Annotated in this window: 13 protein-coding genes and 1 pseudogene; 10 read left to right on the top strand and 4 right to left on the bottom strand. The window is 40.9% G+C overall.

The annotated features are described in order from the left end of the window. Positions 1-559: 559 nt before the first annotated feature. A complete protein-coding gene (locus tag CXF72_RS10720) occupies positions 560-1,507 on the top strand; it encodes a LysR family transcriptional regulator (protein ID WP_101039003.1) in 948 nt (315 codons plus the stop codon). Between the two features lie 256 nt (positions 1,508-1,763). Here CXF72_RS10720 and lhgO read toward each other — a convergent pair whose 3' ends face one another. Both lhgO and glaH read right to left on the bottom strand, forming a co-directional pair. Next, complete coding sequence (gene lhgO / locus CXF72_RS10715; protein WP_101039001.1) at positions 1,764-3,014, bottom strand: L-2-hydroxyglutarate oxidase; 1,251 nt, start codon at positions 3,012-3,014, stop codon at positions 1,764-1,766. Between the two features lie 350 nt (positions 3,015-3,364). Beyond that, positions 3,365-4,312: a glutarate dioxygenase GlaH gene (glaH, locus tag CXF72_RS10710; RefSeq protein WP_101038999.1), complete on the bottom strand. Its 948-nt coding sequence runs from the start codon at positions 4,310-4,312 to the stop codon at positions 3,365-3,367. Positions 4,313-4,568: 256 nt separating this feature from the next. On the opposite strand from glaH, the gene CXF72_RS10705 reads away from it, so the two are divergent. Both CXF72_RS10705 and CXF72_RS10700 read left to right on the top strand, forming a co-directional pair. After that, a complete protein-coding gene (locus tag CXF72_RS10705; protein WP_101038997.1) occupies positions 4,569-5,447 on the top strand; it encodes a LysR family transcriptional regulator in 879 nt (292 codons plus the stop codon). Between the two features lie 142 nt (positions 5,448-5,589). Further along, positions 5,590-6,906 (top strand): aspartate aminotransferase family protein, encoded by a 1,317-nt coding sequence (locus CXF72_RS10700; protein ID WP_101038995.1) that lies wholly within the window; start codon positions 5,590-5,592, stop codon positions 6,904-6,906. A gap of 259 nt (positions 6,907-7,165) precedes the next feature. Here the strand turns inward: CXF72_RS10700 and CXF72_RS20250 are convergent, their stop codons facing one another. Continuing rightward, a complete protein-coding gene (locus tag CXF72_RS20250) occupies positions 7,166-7,288 on the bottom strand; it encodes a transposase (protein WP_442966041.1) in 123 nt (40 codons plus the stop codon). Positions 7,289-7,919: 631 nt separating this feature from the next. Between CXF72_RS20250 and CXF72_RS10695 the strand changes: the two genes are divergently transcribed. The 4 genes from CXF72_RS10695 (at position 7,920) to CXF72_RS10680 (ending at position 11,363) form a co-directional block, all read left to right on the top strand. Continuing rightward, positions 7,920-8,903 (top strand): TRAP transporter substrate-binding protein, encoded by a 984-nt coding sequence (locus CXF72_RS10695; RefSeq protein ID WP_232784952.1) that lies wholly within the window; start codon positions 7,920-7,922, stop codon positions 8,901-8,903. Positions 8,904-9,015: 112 nt separating this feature from the next. Beyond that, positions 9,016-9,618 (top strand): TRAP transporter small permease subunit, encoded by a 603-nt coding sequence (locus CXF72_RS10690; protein WP_101038992.1) that lies wholly within the window; start codon positions 9,016-9,018, stop codon positions 9,616-9,618. Then, a complete protein-coding gene (locus CXF72_RS10685) occupies positions 9,615-10,937 on the top strand; it encodes a TRAP transporter large permease (protein ID WP_101038991.1) in 1,323 nt (440 codons plus the stop codon). The genes CXF72_RS10690 and CXF72_RS10685 overlap by 4 nt, the downstream gene beginning before the upstream one ends. After that, positions 10,938-11,363 (top strand): universal stress protein, encoded by a 426-nt coding sequence (locus CXF72_RS10680; protein WP_101038989.1) that lies wholly within the window; start codon positions 10,938-10,940, stop codon positions 11,361-11,363. Between the two features lie 163 nt (positions 11,364-11,526). Here CXF72_RS10680 and CXF72_RS10675 read toward each other — a convergent pair whose 3' ends face one another. After that, the gene (locus CXF72_RS10675; RefSeq protein ID WP_101038988.1) at positions 11,527-12,432 is read right to left on the bottom strand and encodes a cation diffusion facilitator family transporter; all 906 of its coding nucleotides are present in this window, start codon (positions 12,430-12,432) and stop codon (positions 11,527-11,529) included. A 973-nt stretch (positions 12,433-13,405) separates the two neighbouring features. Here CXF72_RS10675 and CXF72_RS10670 point away from each other — a divergent pair. From CXF72_RS10670 to CXF72_RS10660, 3 genes and pseudogenes are all read left to right on the top strand, one after another. Then, positions 13,406-14,239: a GGDEF domain-containing protein gene (locus tag CXF72_RS10670; RefSeq protein WP_157823237.1), complete on the top strand. Its 834-nt coding sequence runs from the start codon at positions 13,406-13,408 to the stop codon at positions 14,237-14,239. A gap of 524 nt (positions 14,240-14,763) precedes the next feature. After that, positions 14,764-15,021, top strand: coding sequence for a hypothetical protein (locus tag CXF72_RS10665; protein ID WP_101038985.1), 258 nt, complete (start codon positions 14,764-14,766; stop codon positions 15,019-15,021). A gap of 152 nt (positions 15,022-15,173) precedes the next feature. Then, positions 15,174-15,713, top strand: a pseudogene (locus CXF72_RS10660) (hypothetical protein); the annotation flags it as partial.

Below are 15,713 nucleotides of genomic sequence, written 5' to 3'. Positions count from 1 at the left end.
CCAACAAATGGAGAGTGCAAGCAATTCCTCCTCCCGCTAAAGCAGGAGGTATCCTTGCCCAAAAACTGATGAAAAAATAAAAGTCGTGCTGTGCATTAATTTCAGATCATATAACAATGGGCTAACGGTATGAACTGCCTCGATACTGCAAGTCATAATATTGATAATGTGGTTGCCTGGCGCGAGGGCTGTTGGCCTTTGCAGTGCAAATTTCGTTCAATCTAAAAGTGTTCTGAGCAAAGTATGAGGAGAGCCGCATAGTTATCTTATATAAACTTTGATTAACGTAACGCAGTGCGCTTTTAGATCGACCCGAAGGGCTGCATTGTTGCGCACTTTCTCGTGCGTTATCGCCTGCTTAAGAAGAGCAACACAACGCAGGATCTGTCTTGTATAAAGTACCCTCAAACTTCTGCAAAATGTACACTATCTCTACTGAAAGTATTACTAGCTTCAAAGTCTAACGCGACAAACTCATATACAATGCGACATAATAGTCGTATTTGATCCCTTAGATAGATACCTACCTTTAAATCTCACGTTTTATGGACATGCAGCAATGACAAAAATATCTTTCCCTGTTGGGCAGATCGCCGATTATGAAATTAAACAATTAAAGATATTTAAAACAGTTGCTGATTGTGGTGGTTTTTCTGCCGCTGAGACCGAGCTGAATATTAGTCGTTCAACGATCAGTATTCATATATCAAACTTAGAGTCTCGCCTGCACTTGACGCTGTGTCGTCGCGGTCGAGCTGGTTTTTCACTCTCAGAAGAAGGGCAAGTGGTTTATGAAGCCACTGTTAAGTTATTAGGTGAGTTGGATCATTTCCGAAATATTATTCATAGATTAGATGATAGGTTATCGGGCTCTTTAACGGTGTTATTTAGTGATACGATAAGTTTGGACTCACGTGCTGACATTCCCACCATATTCCGAAATTTTTCCGATGTGGCGAGTGAAGTCTATTTGACTTCAGAAGTCGCTAAGATGGCTGAAATTGAACGACAAGTATTAAGTGAAGAAGCTGATATAGGTTTTATTCCTTATCATCGTAGCCTTGAGGGCTTGGAGTATCAGACCATTTTCACTAATAATTGCTATTTATATTGCAGTAGTGATTGCCCGCTTTTTAGCTTGCCGGACAGTGAGCTTAGTGATGATATTATTGACGGTTTCCCTGCGGTTTATGCTGGAATGAAGTCACAAGAAAATATCAATGGTCACTTAGCCAATATGAGTATAAAAGCAACAGCGTATAACTACGACTCTCGCTTAGCGTTGCTGCTTTCTGGTCGTTATATTGGATTTTTGCCCGAGAGTTACGCTCAACCTTATATCGATGCTGGAAAATTAAAATGTTTGGCTAAGAAAAAGCGTGTTTATCGTTCTGAAATTATGGCTATTACTAAAAAAACGACCACCGTCAGCCGAATTCGCTCTTTGTTTATTAAAATATTAGGTGATTTTTATAAAAGTGATATTGAAACAAGCAAACTAAAATAAGGCCTAATGCCAATCAGTTAAGACAAACAGGTTCGCTTAACTGATTATTATCAGCGGTCAAATCCAAGTGTTTTAATATACTTGGATTTTTTAATGTGATGGTGGAAAGATATTACTCTGCAGGGAGTGGACATTCCCGAGTATGGCAAAACCAATACCCCAACGATACGCCATAAATAAAAAACCGCTCATTTTAAGTGAACGGCTGCCCTGATTAATGGTTGCTTTTAACTCAAAAAATAAGCGCTAATTTATACTAAGACTCTTTCTGGAATAATGCGTCACTCTTCGATAGGCCTTGTTTTGCCATTATTTTGTCACAAATATAATTGCCGATCGGGATTGCCGATGTGGCTGCGGGTGAGGGAGCATTACAAACGTGTAAGCTGCGGGGGCTTTCTACAAATAGAAAATCATGCACTAAACTGCCATCTTTTAACACTGCTTGAGCTCGAATTCCGGCTGGATAAGGCTGCAGGTCAGCGAGTTTAATCTGGTCACAGTATTTATTGACCAATTTTAAATAACCTGGTTTCCACCATGAATTCTTGGTTTCAATTAATCCTGATTTTAAGTTGTTCTTGGTGACTTTCCAGAATCCTGAGAAGCTGAGCATGTCCAGAATATCGCGGAAATTAAGATTTATTTTACCGTAACCTTCACGTTTCCAGCCCTGCACCGCATTCGGTCCCACGGTGACAGAACCATCGATCATTCGGGTAAGATGCACACCGAGAAAAGGTAGTTCGGGATCCGGAATGGGATAAATCAGATGATTAACAATATTATTGTGCTTTGCGGGCAGCTGATGGTATTCGCCACGATAAGGAATAATTTGAAAGTCGGTCTCTATATTGAGCATTTTAGTGATTCGATCAGCCATCAGGCCTGAGCAAGAGACGATAAAACGACTCGTAATACTGACCTCTGCGGCGTTGCTTTGACAGGTTAAAGTGGTGTGTTCAGCAGACTCAACTAAATTGATGACCTTAGTATCCAACATCACTTTTCCGCCAAGCTGCACAAATTCCTCTGCCATTTTTTGGGTGACTAGGGTGTAATTTACTATGCTGGTGGAGTCTACAAAAATGGCCCCAAGTCCCTGAATATTTGGTTCTTTTATTTTTAGTTCTGTCTGGTTTAATAGTATCGCGTGGATCTCGTTCTCATGACAGCGTTGATAAAGATCCTGCATACGCTGTAGTTCAAGCTGATTGGTTGCGACCAGTAGCTTACCGCAATTTTCCACCGGAATGCGGTGTTTTTGGCAAAATTCAGTGGTTGCTTTCACGCCCGCTTTACAGAACTTAGCTTTCATACTGCCCGGTTGATAGTAAACTCCTGCATGGATAACGCCACTATTATGTCCGGTTTGATGACGTGATAATTGTGCTTCTTTTTCTACTAATAAAATCGATTTTTCAGGATGTCTTTGTTGCAGTTGCCATGCTGTTGATACGCCAATAATACCGCCGCCGATGATGACATAATCATAGATTACATTCATTTCTTAGCTCCTTTTCTGAATTAGTATTAATACCAAATCCATTGATTTTCTGTACATTTATGCTGGTTAAAACACATGCTAGCTAGACATAAAACTACGTTTTAGTCTTTGCTATTTATTTGATTCATAACATCCTGTTATTCCCCACTGCGTGGCCAGCTAAAGCTGTATAAAATCGTTCCATACGATTTTATATAATTAGAACAACTAGTTACTGCAATAAATACCTTGCTTTCATGCGTTTTTCCGACGCCTAAATAGATCACCTAATTAATGGAATTGGTATAACCTCTCCTAGGTGAAAAATCACTCGGTTGAGGTTATGTTCGCTAATTGGATTGGTCCATATATTATTTATTTGTAAAATGACCACGTTGACGCAGCAATTCACGCTTTAGACCTGGGTTAGAAATAAACTTATCACGGCCGTGTAACCAGCAATGATTTTGTGCAACCAACATCGCCCCTGTTTTAACGCGGATATTAAAACAGTTATCCTCATTTTCTAATGATTCACTCATTTGATGTAAATATAAGCCTTCCTGCATGCGTTGCGGGCAAGCGAACTGGTCGATAAACAGCATGTGTGGTTTGCCGTTTTTATCTTCTTCAAAGAAGATCGGATGTTCAATTTGGTAATTAATATTTTTACTGGGTGGTGTTGTCCAAACAATGTCTTGTTTGGCAAGCGAGTGATTATAAAAATACGGCAGATCTTTCCAATCGTCAATATGAAGAAGTAAAGAGTCACCCATTTCCATGTTCTTCTCGTCCATTTTCATCATCAGCACAAAATCCGTGCGCTCATTGACATAGGTTCCATCGTTGTGCAGTTCCATTCTGCGGTGCGGTTGGCGCAAATAACTATCACTATTGTCTTCATTTTTCACCGTGAATCGAGCGTAATACTTACCGTACATCGAATCAAAATTGGGCAGGCCAATCAGGTGAGAAACAGCCGTTGATAGAATAACAAAAAGATCACGTTGCTCGTCGCTGTCGATAAAGTCAGCTTGTGCAGATTCATCTGCTTCTAATAAAAATGCAGCTCTGTCACGATCCTGCATAATTTCATTGAGTAATTTCCCCAGTTCGTAATTACAAGCCTGATCGAGTTTATCTGCCACTGCATAGCGTAAAAACGGTTTGTATTCTACCGCTTGTAGCCCGAAGTCACGTGTGTTTTCTATAAAATTTTCCAGCGTGGCTTTTGCGATTGTTACTATTTGCAGGCGAGGGTTCTCAGTGTGCGGCGTAACGTGGAAACCATGATAATAATGGGTGTTTTCAATGCTCATAATTGATGTCCTTCTCTTTATTAATATGCTTAGCAAGTAAAGCGTGTGGACTCATGTGAGTCAATTGACGCGAGTTAACAAAACTTTAACAAATAAATTTACATATTCACAATATATGATAAATATAGTTTCTATCAGTTTTATTGATATATAATATTGTTAATAATTATCTGCTGTGTTGATCAGTGGACCTATCGTGTTGATAATTTAATCGCTGTATCGCGGCAGTATTGAAATGCAATAAGGACTTTGAGTGATGGATTTTAAAAGACTGTATTATTTTACTGTGTTAGCGCGAACCGGGAACTTTACTAAAGCTGCCGAGGAATTAGGGATTGCACAGTCAGCATTGAGCATGAGTATTCAGAAGTTGGAGAAACAGCTGGCACTTAAGCTGGTTAACCGAGCTGAACGTAAGATGAGCATTACCAGTGATGGACAAGTATTATTGAAGCATGCGCAGAAAATTTTAGAAAATGTTAAACAGGCAAAAATACAACTGCAGGAACTTAAGGGGCTTAAGTCCGGCAGCATCAACTTCGGCGTTCCCGCCATGATAGGCTCTTATTACCTGCCCGAGACGCTGGCATTATTTAAACAACGCTACCCGGGTATTCAAATTAATATTCATGAAGCGGGTACTGCGACTTTAGCCAAAATGCTGCTTGATGGTGAATTAGATCTGGCGATAATCCGTGCCGATAGACACCATGACAATATCCGTTGTATTACCTTAGCTAAAGAGCAAATTGTGGCCTGTGTACCGCGGGAACATGAATTTGCTAAACGCGAGAACATCACACTTGAGGAATTTTGCAGCCAGCCTTTGGTCCTGTTCCGTGAAGGTTATTTTCTGCGGGAAGCGGTGAGCAGTTATTGCCAGCAACATCGAATCAATCCTGATATTCGTTTTGAAACAAACTTAATTGAATTATTGAAATCTCTCATCCGTAAGCAAATCGGTATATCTACCTGTTTAGCTATTATTTTGGCCGAAGATGCTGAACTGGTGACTGTGCCTTTTAATCCCAGTATTCCATTACATTTGGGGATAGGGTGGAAAGCAAGTCACTACTTATCCCAAGCATCACAAGCATTGGTTACCTTTTTACAAGAAGAGATGGATGACGGATAAGACTAATGTTTGAGAATGTTAAACCTTTATTTTTATTCACTGTGATTTTTATTAATGGAACGGCAGCTTAATCTGATCGAATGTAATGCACGATCATATAACAACGCCACTATATCCACATAATCATATAAAGGTCTGACTGATGGAAAATAAAAATAATTACGGCGCCTTCTGGATGCCGTTTACCGCAAACCGTGATTTTAAAGCTAACCCTCGTATTATAAGCCGTGCTGAAGGCATGTATTGTTACACTGATAATGGTCGCAAATTATTAGATGGGACGGCAGGTTTATGGTGTGTGAACGCGGGTCATGGTCGTAAAGAGATCGGTGATGCCATGGCTAAGCAGGTAGCACAGCTGGATTACAGTTCACCCTTTAACTTTGGGCATGATATCGGTTTTGAATTTGCCGAGCGCCTCATTGAGTTTACACCTCCTGGTTTAAACAAGGTGTTTTTTACTAACTCTGGTTCAGAAGCGGTAGAAAGCGCAATGAAAATTGCCTTGGCTTATCAACAAGCAAAAGGTAATACCGGCAAGTTTCGTTTTATTGGCCGTGAGCTTGGTTACCATGGTGTGAATTTTGGCGGTATTTCTGTGGGCGGGCTAGCGCCAAACCGTAAAGGTTTTGGACCATTGTTAGCGGCAGACCATCTCGATCATACTCTGGATATAACGCGTAATGCTTTCAGTAAAGGTTTACCAGAGTTTGGTGCGGAGAAAGCGGAACAATTGGAGAAATTAGTACAGTTCCATGGTGCTGATAGCATCGCAGCTGTTATTGTTGAGCCAATTGCTGGTGCTGGTGGTGTAGTGTTACCGGCGAAGGGGTACTTACGCCGCTTACGAGAAATCTGTACGAAGTACGATATTGTCTTAATTTTTGATGAAGTTATTACCGGTTGGGGACGTTTAGGGTCATCATTCGCGTCGAATTTATTTGATGTAATACCTGATTTGATCACCTCTGCAAAAGGTATCACTAGTGGTGTAGTGCCGTTAGGAGCTGTATTTGCGCAAGATGAAATTTACGAAACTGTCGTTAATAGCGCAGAGGATGGCGCCGTTGAGTTCTATCATGGTTATACCTATTCAGCGCATCCTGTGGCTTGTGCGGCAGGTTTAGCGACGATGGATATTTATCAAAATGAAGGTTTATTAGAACGCGCTAGTGGTGATATAGGCGACTATTTCCAAGAGGGTTTACATTCGCTAAAAGGGATACCTTCTATTATTGATATCCGTAATTGTGGCTTGATTGGTGCGGTACAGTTTGCTCAACCAAGTCATGGCAAACCGATTGGCTTTGATATTTTGAAAAAATGTTATGATAAAGGCGTACTGACTCGCAGTATGGGTAATACGATAGCCCTTTCTCCACCGCTGATTGTTGAAAAAAATCATGTTGATCAGATTATTGATACGCTTGCCGCTGTGGCAAAAGATATCGAGGTTTAAGTATTGATTAACCTGAGATCGGGTTAAGCCATTATGATATTTTAACCAATCAGCACATTTTTTCATTGAGTGTTGAATTGATTGATGGCTTATTTTTTGCAGGTAATAGCACCAAGTATATCTGCAGAAAAACCAGTCATACTGCTCTGTTGAATGTGCTCTACATCTGAAATATTTTTCCCGATGTTAACCCTCAAGGGGGATCCCCTTGTTAGTTCTTTTGGTGTAAATAGCCAAACATCTAGGAAGCGGGTCTGCATTACCTTTTGTTAAATAGATCGCCAAGATGATTAACGATGAGCTGTAATTTGACAGCAAAGAACCATCCTATTGAACTTTTCCCTCCGTTAAAAATCTTGTCTCGCTTAGTCGTGAGGGGCAATACGATTTTAAATTTTTTTGCTGCACACCCTAAGTGATAACTCTTCAAACTTCTGTAATGAAATTGATGAAAATTGATGAAAATTGATGATAATTATCATTATTTCCGCAATAATAATGCCTATCCCTTTTTTTAATCTGATGTTTATAGTTAAAAGATCAGATTCAGGAACAGGGATTTGGCTCTACTTATTTTAAGTCTTATCCCAAATTCAGGTTAATCAAATATTTATCGTAAGGTAGCCATTTTAATAGTCGCTGTTGGCTTTTTTATTCTGCTGATATCTATTTTAGGGATAAATCATGACAAGTTGAGATTGTTCAATGAATATTTAATGGTTTGATTATTTTCAAACTTTAGTTGGAAACGATCAGATTTAAGCGCTGACATTAAAATGTAACACTCAGGTTAAGCTCTTACATGAGATGTAAAGGTTGTGTTAACACTTGTGTGAAAGTGTCATTGTTACGTTAGAGTCTTGCGTGAAAGTGTAACGGCTACGTTAAGGTCTCGCATGAAAATGTAACAGTGTTTTCTGACAATGGTAATCAAAGAATCAATTAAAAAGGAATATATGGCTATGTTTAATAATATCTTTAGTAAGTTGTTAACAACTCGCAGGAAACGCTCTTTGGCTGGAACAATCTTAACCGCGATTGCAACATTCGGTGCAGTTCCAAACTTAATGGCCGCTGAATATAACTGGCGTTTTGTGAATTTATATTCACGCGGAACGGCCTATGGTGAAGTTTATAAAAATTTTGCAGAGAATATTGGCGTGATGTCCAATGGCCGAATTAAAGTAACTATGATGTACGCCGGTGAAGGTGTTGGTCAAACGGGTGTCTTTGGTGCCGTTAAATCTGGCTTAATGACGATAGGTGCCCCTTTCCAGCCTATGCATGCGGGTGAATTCCCTCCGGGTGTCGTCGAAGTTGGTTTGCCCGGCACAACCAGTGATGTGGGTGAATTAAGCGCGCTATTTCATGAAAAAGGCTGGGGTGAAATATTAACGGAAGCTTACGACAAGCAGAACTTAGTTTGGTTAGACCCTTACATTCAACTGCCCGTTTATATTCTGACTAAAGAGCCGATTAAGAGCATTGCTGATTTTGATGGTTTGAAAATCCGAGCACCAGGCGCTTACGGTAAGTTTTTACGAAAATTAGGTGCTTCACCCGCTTCTCTGGCTTGGAGTGAGATTTATACCAGCCTTGCGACAGGTGTTATTGATGGCTCAATTGGCAGTAATATTATCGACCATCGCGATGGTAACCATGTCGAAGTCGCAAAATATATGTATCGCTTACCGATTGCCGGCGCACAGGTATTACCTATCGTTGTGAATAAAGGTGCATGGAACAAACTACCAAAAGATCTGCAAGCTATTGTGCGTGGTGCGAGTGCAGTACACGCCAATGAGCAGATGACTAAGTCGCGTAAATGGGAATCCGAAGCTATTGCCGATATGGAAGAGCAAGGTATGCAATGGAGCCCGGAACCAAGCAAGGCTGATGTCGAAACATGGAATTCAACGGCAACAGCACTGTGGTCTGAATACGCAAATGCAGATAAATACAGCAGTAAATTAGTGGAAATATTAGAGCAACAATAAGCCCTGCTATCGAGGAGTTTACACTCCTCGATTAGTTTTAAAGCACGTTGTTCTATGAAGAATAGATACTTACTCGGTAAGTATCTTAGTACTGCAAGCAAGGATGATTATTATGTTTAAAACAATACTCAAGATTTTATGCATAGGTATTAATAAAGGCGTTTTTCTTGTCGGTTTTTCAGCGTCAATATTAATGCCATTGTTAGCCCTTACTGTCGCTTTTGAGGTTTTCTCTCGCTATCTACTCGGTAGCCCGACCATCTGGGCTTACGACGTATCACTATTTTTATTTGGATATATTGCGGCGTTAGGTGGCGCTTTAGCACAGCAAAGAAAAGCACATATTAATGTCGATGTTATTTACCTGTCGGTATCCGCCCGCATGAAAGCAATCTTTAATTTGCTTTCCTATAGCTTAGCCATTTATTTTTTATTCATTATTATCCTGATTAGCTTAGAAAAATATGATGAAGCGGTTGAATTTAACTATCGTCGACAATCTGAGTGGGCTCCGTCTATGGCACACTTTTGGGTCATGATGACCATGGCATGCAGTGTATTCATACTGCAATTCATTAGTGATTTACTGCAGGATGTTTTCTTTATTATTACCGGGAAAGCATTACTGGAATCACCAGATGAAGAACAAGAAGCGGTCGCTACAGCAGATGTTGAGCCTGTCAAAAAAAAATTAGAAGGAGTTGAGGCTTTATGAGTATTGAAATATTAACATTGCTGTTAATTGGTTTGATTTTAATGTGCTTTTCATTTGGCGCGCCGGTTGGCTTAGCCTTAGGCGGGATCGCAATGGGGGTGGGCTATCTGACTTGGGGACCGGGAATTTACAATCTGATTCCAACTACCCTTGAGAGTACCTTCTTTAGTTTTATTTTATTAGCAATTCCTCTGTATATTTATATGGGGCAACTACTCACCCGATCCGGTATCGGCGACGCGATGTTTAATGCAAGTCAAATGGTTCTGGGGCGTATTCGTGGCTCTCTGGCTATCAGTGTGATTGGCATATGTTCTATGATTGGCGCGATGGTCGGGATTATTGGCGCGGGCATTATGACGTCGGGCAGTATTGCTTTGAAACCAATGCTGGAGCGTGGTTACGATAAACGTTTAGCGCTGGGTGTCATTATGGCTGGTGGGGGGCTGGGTATTTTGATCCCGCCAAGTATTCCGATGATCATGTATGCGGCTTCAACTCAAAATTCAGTCGGGCGTATGTTTATAGCCGCATTGATACCTGCGTTGATAACCATTGTGTTATTAATTGCATACGTCATTATTAGCTGCAAAATAAATCCCGAAAAAGCACCTATGGATACGGGTGTTGAACAACAGATGAGTAAAAAAGAGAAGTTCAAGACAGGGCGTGACGGACTGTTTTCTCTGCTGCTGATTGTGGCTGTGTTGGGCAGTATCATTACCGGTGTTGCGACGCCAACAGAATCCGGCGCGATTGGGGTTGTTGGTGCGATTATATTAGCAATCGTCTTTAAACGTTTCCGCTGGAAAATGTTAAAGGCTTCCGGTTTTGAAACCGCTATGTTGGTAAGCGTTTCGATGTGGATTATTTTAGGTGCTTCATTATTTAGTAATTTCCACATGCTCAGCGGTGTGCAGGATATGGTGGCTGACGTCACTAATGCGCTCAATCTACCGCCACTGGGTGTAATTATCATGATGCAGGTGATCATGTTATTACTTGGATTTATTGTTGATGAACTCATTATTGTCCTGATGTGTGCGCCACTATTTGCGCCAATTGTGGTGGAGCTTGGATATGATCCTATTTGGTTTGGCATTTTGATGATCTTAAATATAGAGATTGCCGTGCAGACGCCACCCTATGGATTCGCGCTGTTTTATCTTAAAGGTATTGCACCGCCAGGCGTGACCATGATGGATATTTACCGTTCTATCGCGCCGTTTATTTTATTAAAGCTGTCGGTATTAATTTTGTGCATGGTATTTCCTGAAATAGTTTTATGGTTACCCAATAAATTAATGGGAGAGGGTTAGATGAGTTTAAAACATATATTGATGCCGGTTGATTTAGCATTTAACGAGCTTGTCGAAAGGGAGGTCAGGATGGCGCTTAAGCTTCTCGATGATGATGGGGTTATTGATATACTCTTTGTCGATGATACCGCAAGCCATCGGCGGATGGCGATAACGGCGGTGAGTGACCGCCTTACGGAAAAACACTCTGCGACAGAATTAGCAGTGCACGCTATGTTTGATGCCGTTATTCCTAAGCAGCACAGGGGGCGTTGTATTATTCGTAATGGTACTGTGTCCGATGAAGTGGTTGCGCAAGCGAAAAAAAGTAATGCTGACGCGATTGTTATGGCATCGGCTAAACCCAAATTTCGTTCTTATCTATTGGGATCTAATGCGGCAAAAATAGTGCGTCATGCAACCTGTTCTGTCTTTGTGGTGCGCTAATCTAGCATTTACCAAAGTTAGATAGAGAGACATCGCATGCTGATAATCAGTAAGCAGCCGTTTATAATACTGAACCGTCGTGCAATTGACTTCCCGATTAAAATATCTCGGAGAATGAAAATTGCAGGAAGCGGCGGTTTTTTTTCATCATTCCTGAATTGATTCAAGCTGATTCAGCTTCGATAAATATTCGCTGTACTATTCTATGCTCAGCCTTGATCGCAGCATCAAGTGACTGAATGACATCTTCGAGCTCACGCGTTAACTGTTTACGTTTAAAACGAATACTGATATTGACCAGTATAAATTCCGGCCCGATGTGCATAGTGAGAAGCTCATTCACTTTCTCAACTTCTTCAAAAGAATTAACGATCTTTCTGATACTGTTGATGATTTCTTTATTGGCTCCCTCACCGATCAGCAAGCCCTTGGTTTCAATCGCCAGCCAGATAGCCGTACCGCCAAGAATCAATCCGATCAGAATAGAAGCGATGCCATCAAAAACAGCAATGCCGGTGACCTGAGTCAACCAGATACCAAGCAAGGCTACCAGCAAACCTAACAAAGCGGCGGAATCTTCAAACAATACAACGAACATAGAAGGATCTTTCCCCCTCTGTACCGCTTCGATGTAACCGTGTTTTCCCTTAACTTTGCCAAATTCTTTAAAGGCAAAAAACCATGCTGCACCTTCAAACAGAAGGGCAAGGCACAATACGATATAGTTGACCATCGGGTTTTTGATTTCAGCCGGGTGGATCACATGACGAATGCCCTCATAGATAGACACACCGGAACCCACAGCAAAGATCAGTATCGCCACAATAAAGCTCCAGAAATAGATCTCTTTACCGTGCCCAAACGGAAATTCATCATCGGCCGGTTTTTTTGCCTGTTTCATCCCATAGAGCAACAACATCTGATTGCCTGTATCAACCAGTGAGTGTATGCCTTCGGAGAGCATCGCTGAACTGCCGGTCATAAAAGCGGCAAAAAACTTGGTGATCGCAATAGCCGCGTTGCCTATTAAAGCCGCGATAATAACGTTGGTGGAAGCATTAGTAGACATAGTTATTCCTGAATTTTATTGCTATCACCGGCTCATCTTTTTGTTGATAAGCGGTTAACTATTATGGCTGAATATGCTTAAAAATGGCTTATCGACAGACTTAAATAGGCGTTTGATAGAAAATTAGCTAACACTGTCTGTTGTCTTAGCATCACGCTATAGAGTATTCAGCAACGCTTAAAAAGTATAATCCTTCTATTTATAATCACCGCCTAATCGCTGTGTTATTTCAGCTAATGTTAAATAAAAAGCCAATCTGCAGCATCGACCGGCAATAGTCTCCCGATTATTAGCATTCGATGCGTTAAGTGTTGATGTTGCCATCACTGACATACTTCATCGCCCGTTAAATTTCAGTTTTTACCCGGCAGAATCAATGCTGGTTAATGGAAAGCAAACCCCGATTCAATCCATTGAACAGAGTATTTTTTATCTCTTCTACCTATGCTTAAAATCAGAGTAAACGTATTAATAAAGTGATCATATTGACTCTTTAAATTGATCCTGATGGCTTTGTTAGTGTCACTATTTCCTTTGAAGCAAGTGATCATAAACTGAATGCTTTTGGTATTAATCCTCTGGTTTTAATGACAACCGCTACATTTCTGCTGCCAGAAAAAGGCGAAGCAGCGGGCAGGTATTAAAAAACAGTGACTTGACCAAGAAAATGGCTGTAACAGTTAATAGTTTTGGAAAGGCATCTTGCAATGTTAATATGTTGATCTAATATTGATATAAATTATAAAAAAGGGTTTGTTCAAGTGGATTCATAACCAGCTTCAAATAAAACTGTTAACGTTTATTGTCTCTTATTTGAAGGCTCGATTTACATGCTTTTTTTTCTGCCGCGTAGCGGCTTAGTTCAACAAATTGCGGCACTGAACTCGCGAGGTTTTGCCAACACAAAAAACAGCTCTCACTTACCTAATGGTGAGCGTGCTTATTCCGTCATCCAAATAAATTGGGCTTAAATTTGTTATTACTGCTATCTAACGGTCTGGTGCTGGTGGGCATTCTAATCCTTCTGGGATCTCTTCTTACGGTTAGGCGAATTCTCCTGAGTTTTCCAGAGGGGCGGTCTCGTAAGGGTTGGTCCATCATGGGCTGCCTGATCACTCTGTTTGTGCTTGGTTACCTGGCTTATGCCAACCTTTTTTGGGAACAACACACACAAGCAGCGGATCTCATTGTGCCTGGTGTCTTCTTTTTTGGCGCCTGTTTTGTATTGTTATCAACCTTCCTGTCTTTAAACACTGGGCTGGATATCATACGCATCTGCGAACTGGAAAAGGAGTCTTCCACTGACCCTCTGACCGGTGTCTATAACCGCCGACACATGGACAAATGCCTGCAGGAAGAGATAGCAAAAGCGCAGCGCTACAAATTTGATCTCTCACTCTTACTGATCGACCTGGACAATTTCAAACTGATAAACGATCAGCACGGCCACCAAGTCGGAGATCAAGTGCTTACAGAGATGAGCGCGCTAGTGGTTCAAGAGCTTCGAAGCTTCGATGTTATGGCGCGTTACGGGGGTGAGGAATTTCTAGTGATTGCACCCAATACGGGGCCCGAATATACCCATATTCTGGCAGAAAGATTACGCAAAAAAATTGAGACTCACCATTTTATTGCGGCTTCTAAAGCACTTGAAATCAAACTAACTATCAGTATCGGGGGGGCGAGTTACGGCGGCTCTATCACCAGTCAAGAAAGCTTGGTTCTTCGAGCCGATAATAATCTTTATCTGGCAAAGGGACAGGGGCGTAACAAGGTAATAACGGACCAATCAAAAGATTCACCGTAAGCGCAGCCCTTTTGCGAGCTTCCTTCAATGAGTACCTTGCCAGAAAGGGCTGATATTTTAATATTTTTTACAAAGTCTGATTATTTATATCCATTACAACCAACACTCTTTTTATCACTGCGTAGCGCAATTACCCGATCATTTATGGTTATAGCTTATCCTTTTATTAAATAGTATTTGAATAAAAGGGCTGTCTGTGCGCATTTTCACCTGCGATAGTTAAAAGCAAATAACCCCTTTGGCGAGTTAAGTTTGGAAAAAAGTGTTTTTATGCTCAAAAACCCGCCCTTTAAAATTTATGTTTAATATGCTCTTTTAAGCTTGTTTGAGTATTTGTTTTGACTGCTTTGCATTGATTTTATAATCAAGTTGTTATTGACAGAGGAGAAGTTGGCACTTTAGATAACAGGTGTTTCGCGTACGTTTCTGCCGGTGAGATGATTTTTAAATTTTAGCATACAATAAAATGAGCAGATGACTTTATTAAGAGTTACTCATGCCAATTTAGAGATAAAGAAAATAGCTTGAATTTTTTAGCGTTCAAAAAAGGTAGCGTTAAAGCATTTTATAGCAGAGAAATGATTGCATCGGGGTTGCCTAAGATTGAAGAACTTTACCCTGCAGAGAAAATCGCAATTAATGGCGCGCAAGGGAAATATAAAACCGATAACTTGGAGTCACGGGAGAAGCTATTTGACTCAAAGGTTGTAGTCTTTGCAAGTGCTATCCTAATTTCAATGCATTTTCGAAAAATAGAAGAGATGGAAAATCCAAGAGAATGAGGAAAGCCATTATAAGGTAGCTTAAAATAATTTTAACAGTATAGCGTTGGCGTAGGGGGGGGGGTTGGGGATATTTTTAACTATCCTGTCCCTTTGGGGGGCTTCGAACATACTGTTTACGTATATTTGAACCTAGTAAGAGGGTTAAAAAAATGAGTAAGGACGCAGAATACGACGGTGAGCGTAATGATAGTAAAAGATATCTGGCAGAGCTTACTATTGCCAACAAGGCGCTTGCCATTTCTAACAAGGCGCTTGCCGTTGCCAATAAGACGCTGGCTGTTGCTAATAAGAAGCTGACCATTGCCAGCGAAGATAAAGGCAAACGGGCAGAAGAGCTTGCCATCGCCAATAAGGATCTGGCCTTTCAAAACGAAGAGAAAGCTAAACGGGCAGAAGAGCTTGCAATCGCCAATAAAGAGCTTGCCTTTCAAAACGAAGAGAAAGATAAACGGGCAGCGGAACTTGCCATCGCCAATAAAGAACTTGCCTTTCAAAACGAAGAGAAAGGTAAACGCGCAGCGGAGCTTGCTATTGGCAACGAAGAGAAGGATAAACGGGCAGCAGAGCTTGCTATTGCCAATAAAGAGCTTGCCTTTCAAAACGAAGAGAAGGATAAACGGGCAGCAGAGCTTGCTATTGCCAATAAAGAGCTTGCCTTTCAAAACGAAGAGAAGGATAAACGGGCAGCG

The organism is Psychromonas sp. MB-3u-54 (assembly GCF_002836415.1).
Taxonomy (GTDB): Bacteria; Pseudomonadota; Gammaproteobacteria; order Enterobacterales; family Psychromonadaceae; genus Psychromonas.
This window is presented reverse-complemented; position numbering and strand designations above follow the sequence as displayed.

Bases quoted from the DNA above. Each gene is read 5' to 3' on its own strand.
- CXF72_RS10685 (WP_101038991.1), top strand. From the start codon at position 9,615: ATGAGTATTGAAATATTAACATTGCTGTTAATTGGTTTGATTTTAATG.
- CXF72_RS10700 (WP_101038995.1), top strand. From the start codon at position 5,590: ATGGAAAATAAAAATAATTACGGCGCCTTCTGGATGCCGTTTACCGCA.
- CXF72_RS10690 (WP_101038992.1), top strand. From the start codon at position 9,016: ATGTTTAAAACAATACTCAAGATTTTATGCATAGGTATTAATAAAGGC.
- glaH (WP_101038999.1), bottom strand. From the start codon at position 4,312: ATGAGCATTGAAAACACCCATTATTATCATGGTTTCCACGTTACGCCG.
- lhgO (WP_101039001.1), bottom strand. From the start codon at position 3,014: ATGAATGTAATCTATGATTATGTCATCATCGGCGGCGGTATTATTGGC.
- CXF72_RS10705 (WP_101038997.1), top strand. From the start codon at position 4,569: ATGGATTTTAAAAGACTGTATTATTTTACTGTGTTAGCGCGAACCGGG.
- CXF72_RS10675 (WP_101038988.1), bottom strand. From the start codon at position 12,432: ATGTCTACTAATGCTTCCACCAACGTTATTATCGCGGCTTTAATAGGC.
- CXF72_RS10680 (WP_101038989.1), top strand. From the start codon at position 10,938: ATGAGTTTAAAACATATATTGATGCCGGTTGATTTAGCATTTAACGAG.
- CXF72_RS10720 (WP_101039003.1), top strand. From the start codon at position 560: ATGACAAAAATATCTTTCCCTGTTGGGCAGATCGCCGATTATGAAATT.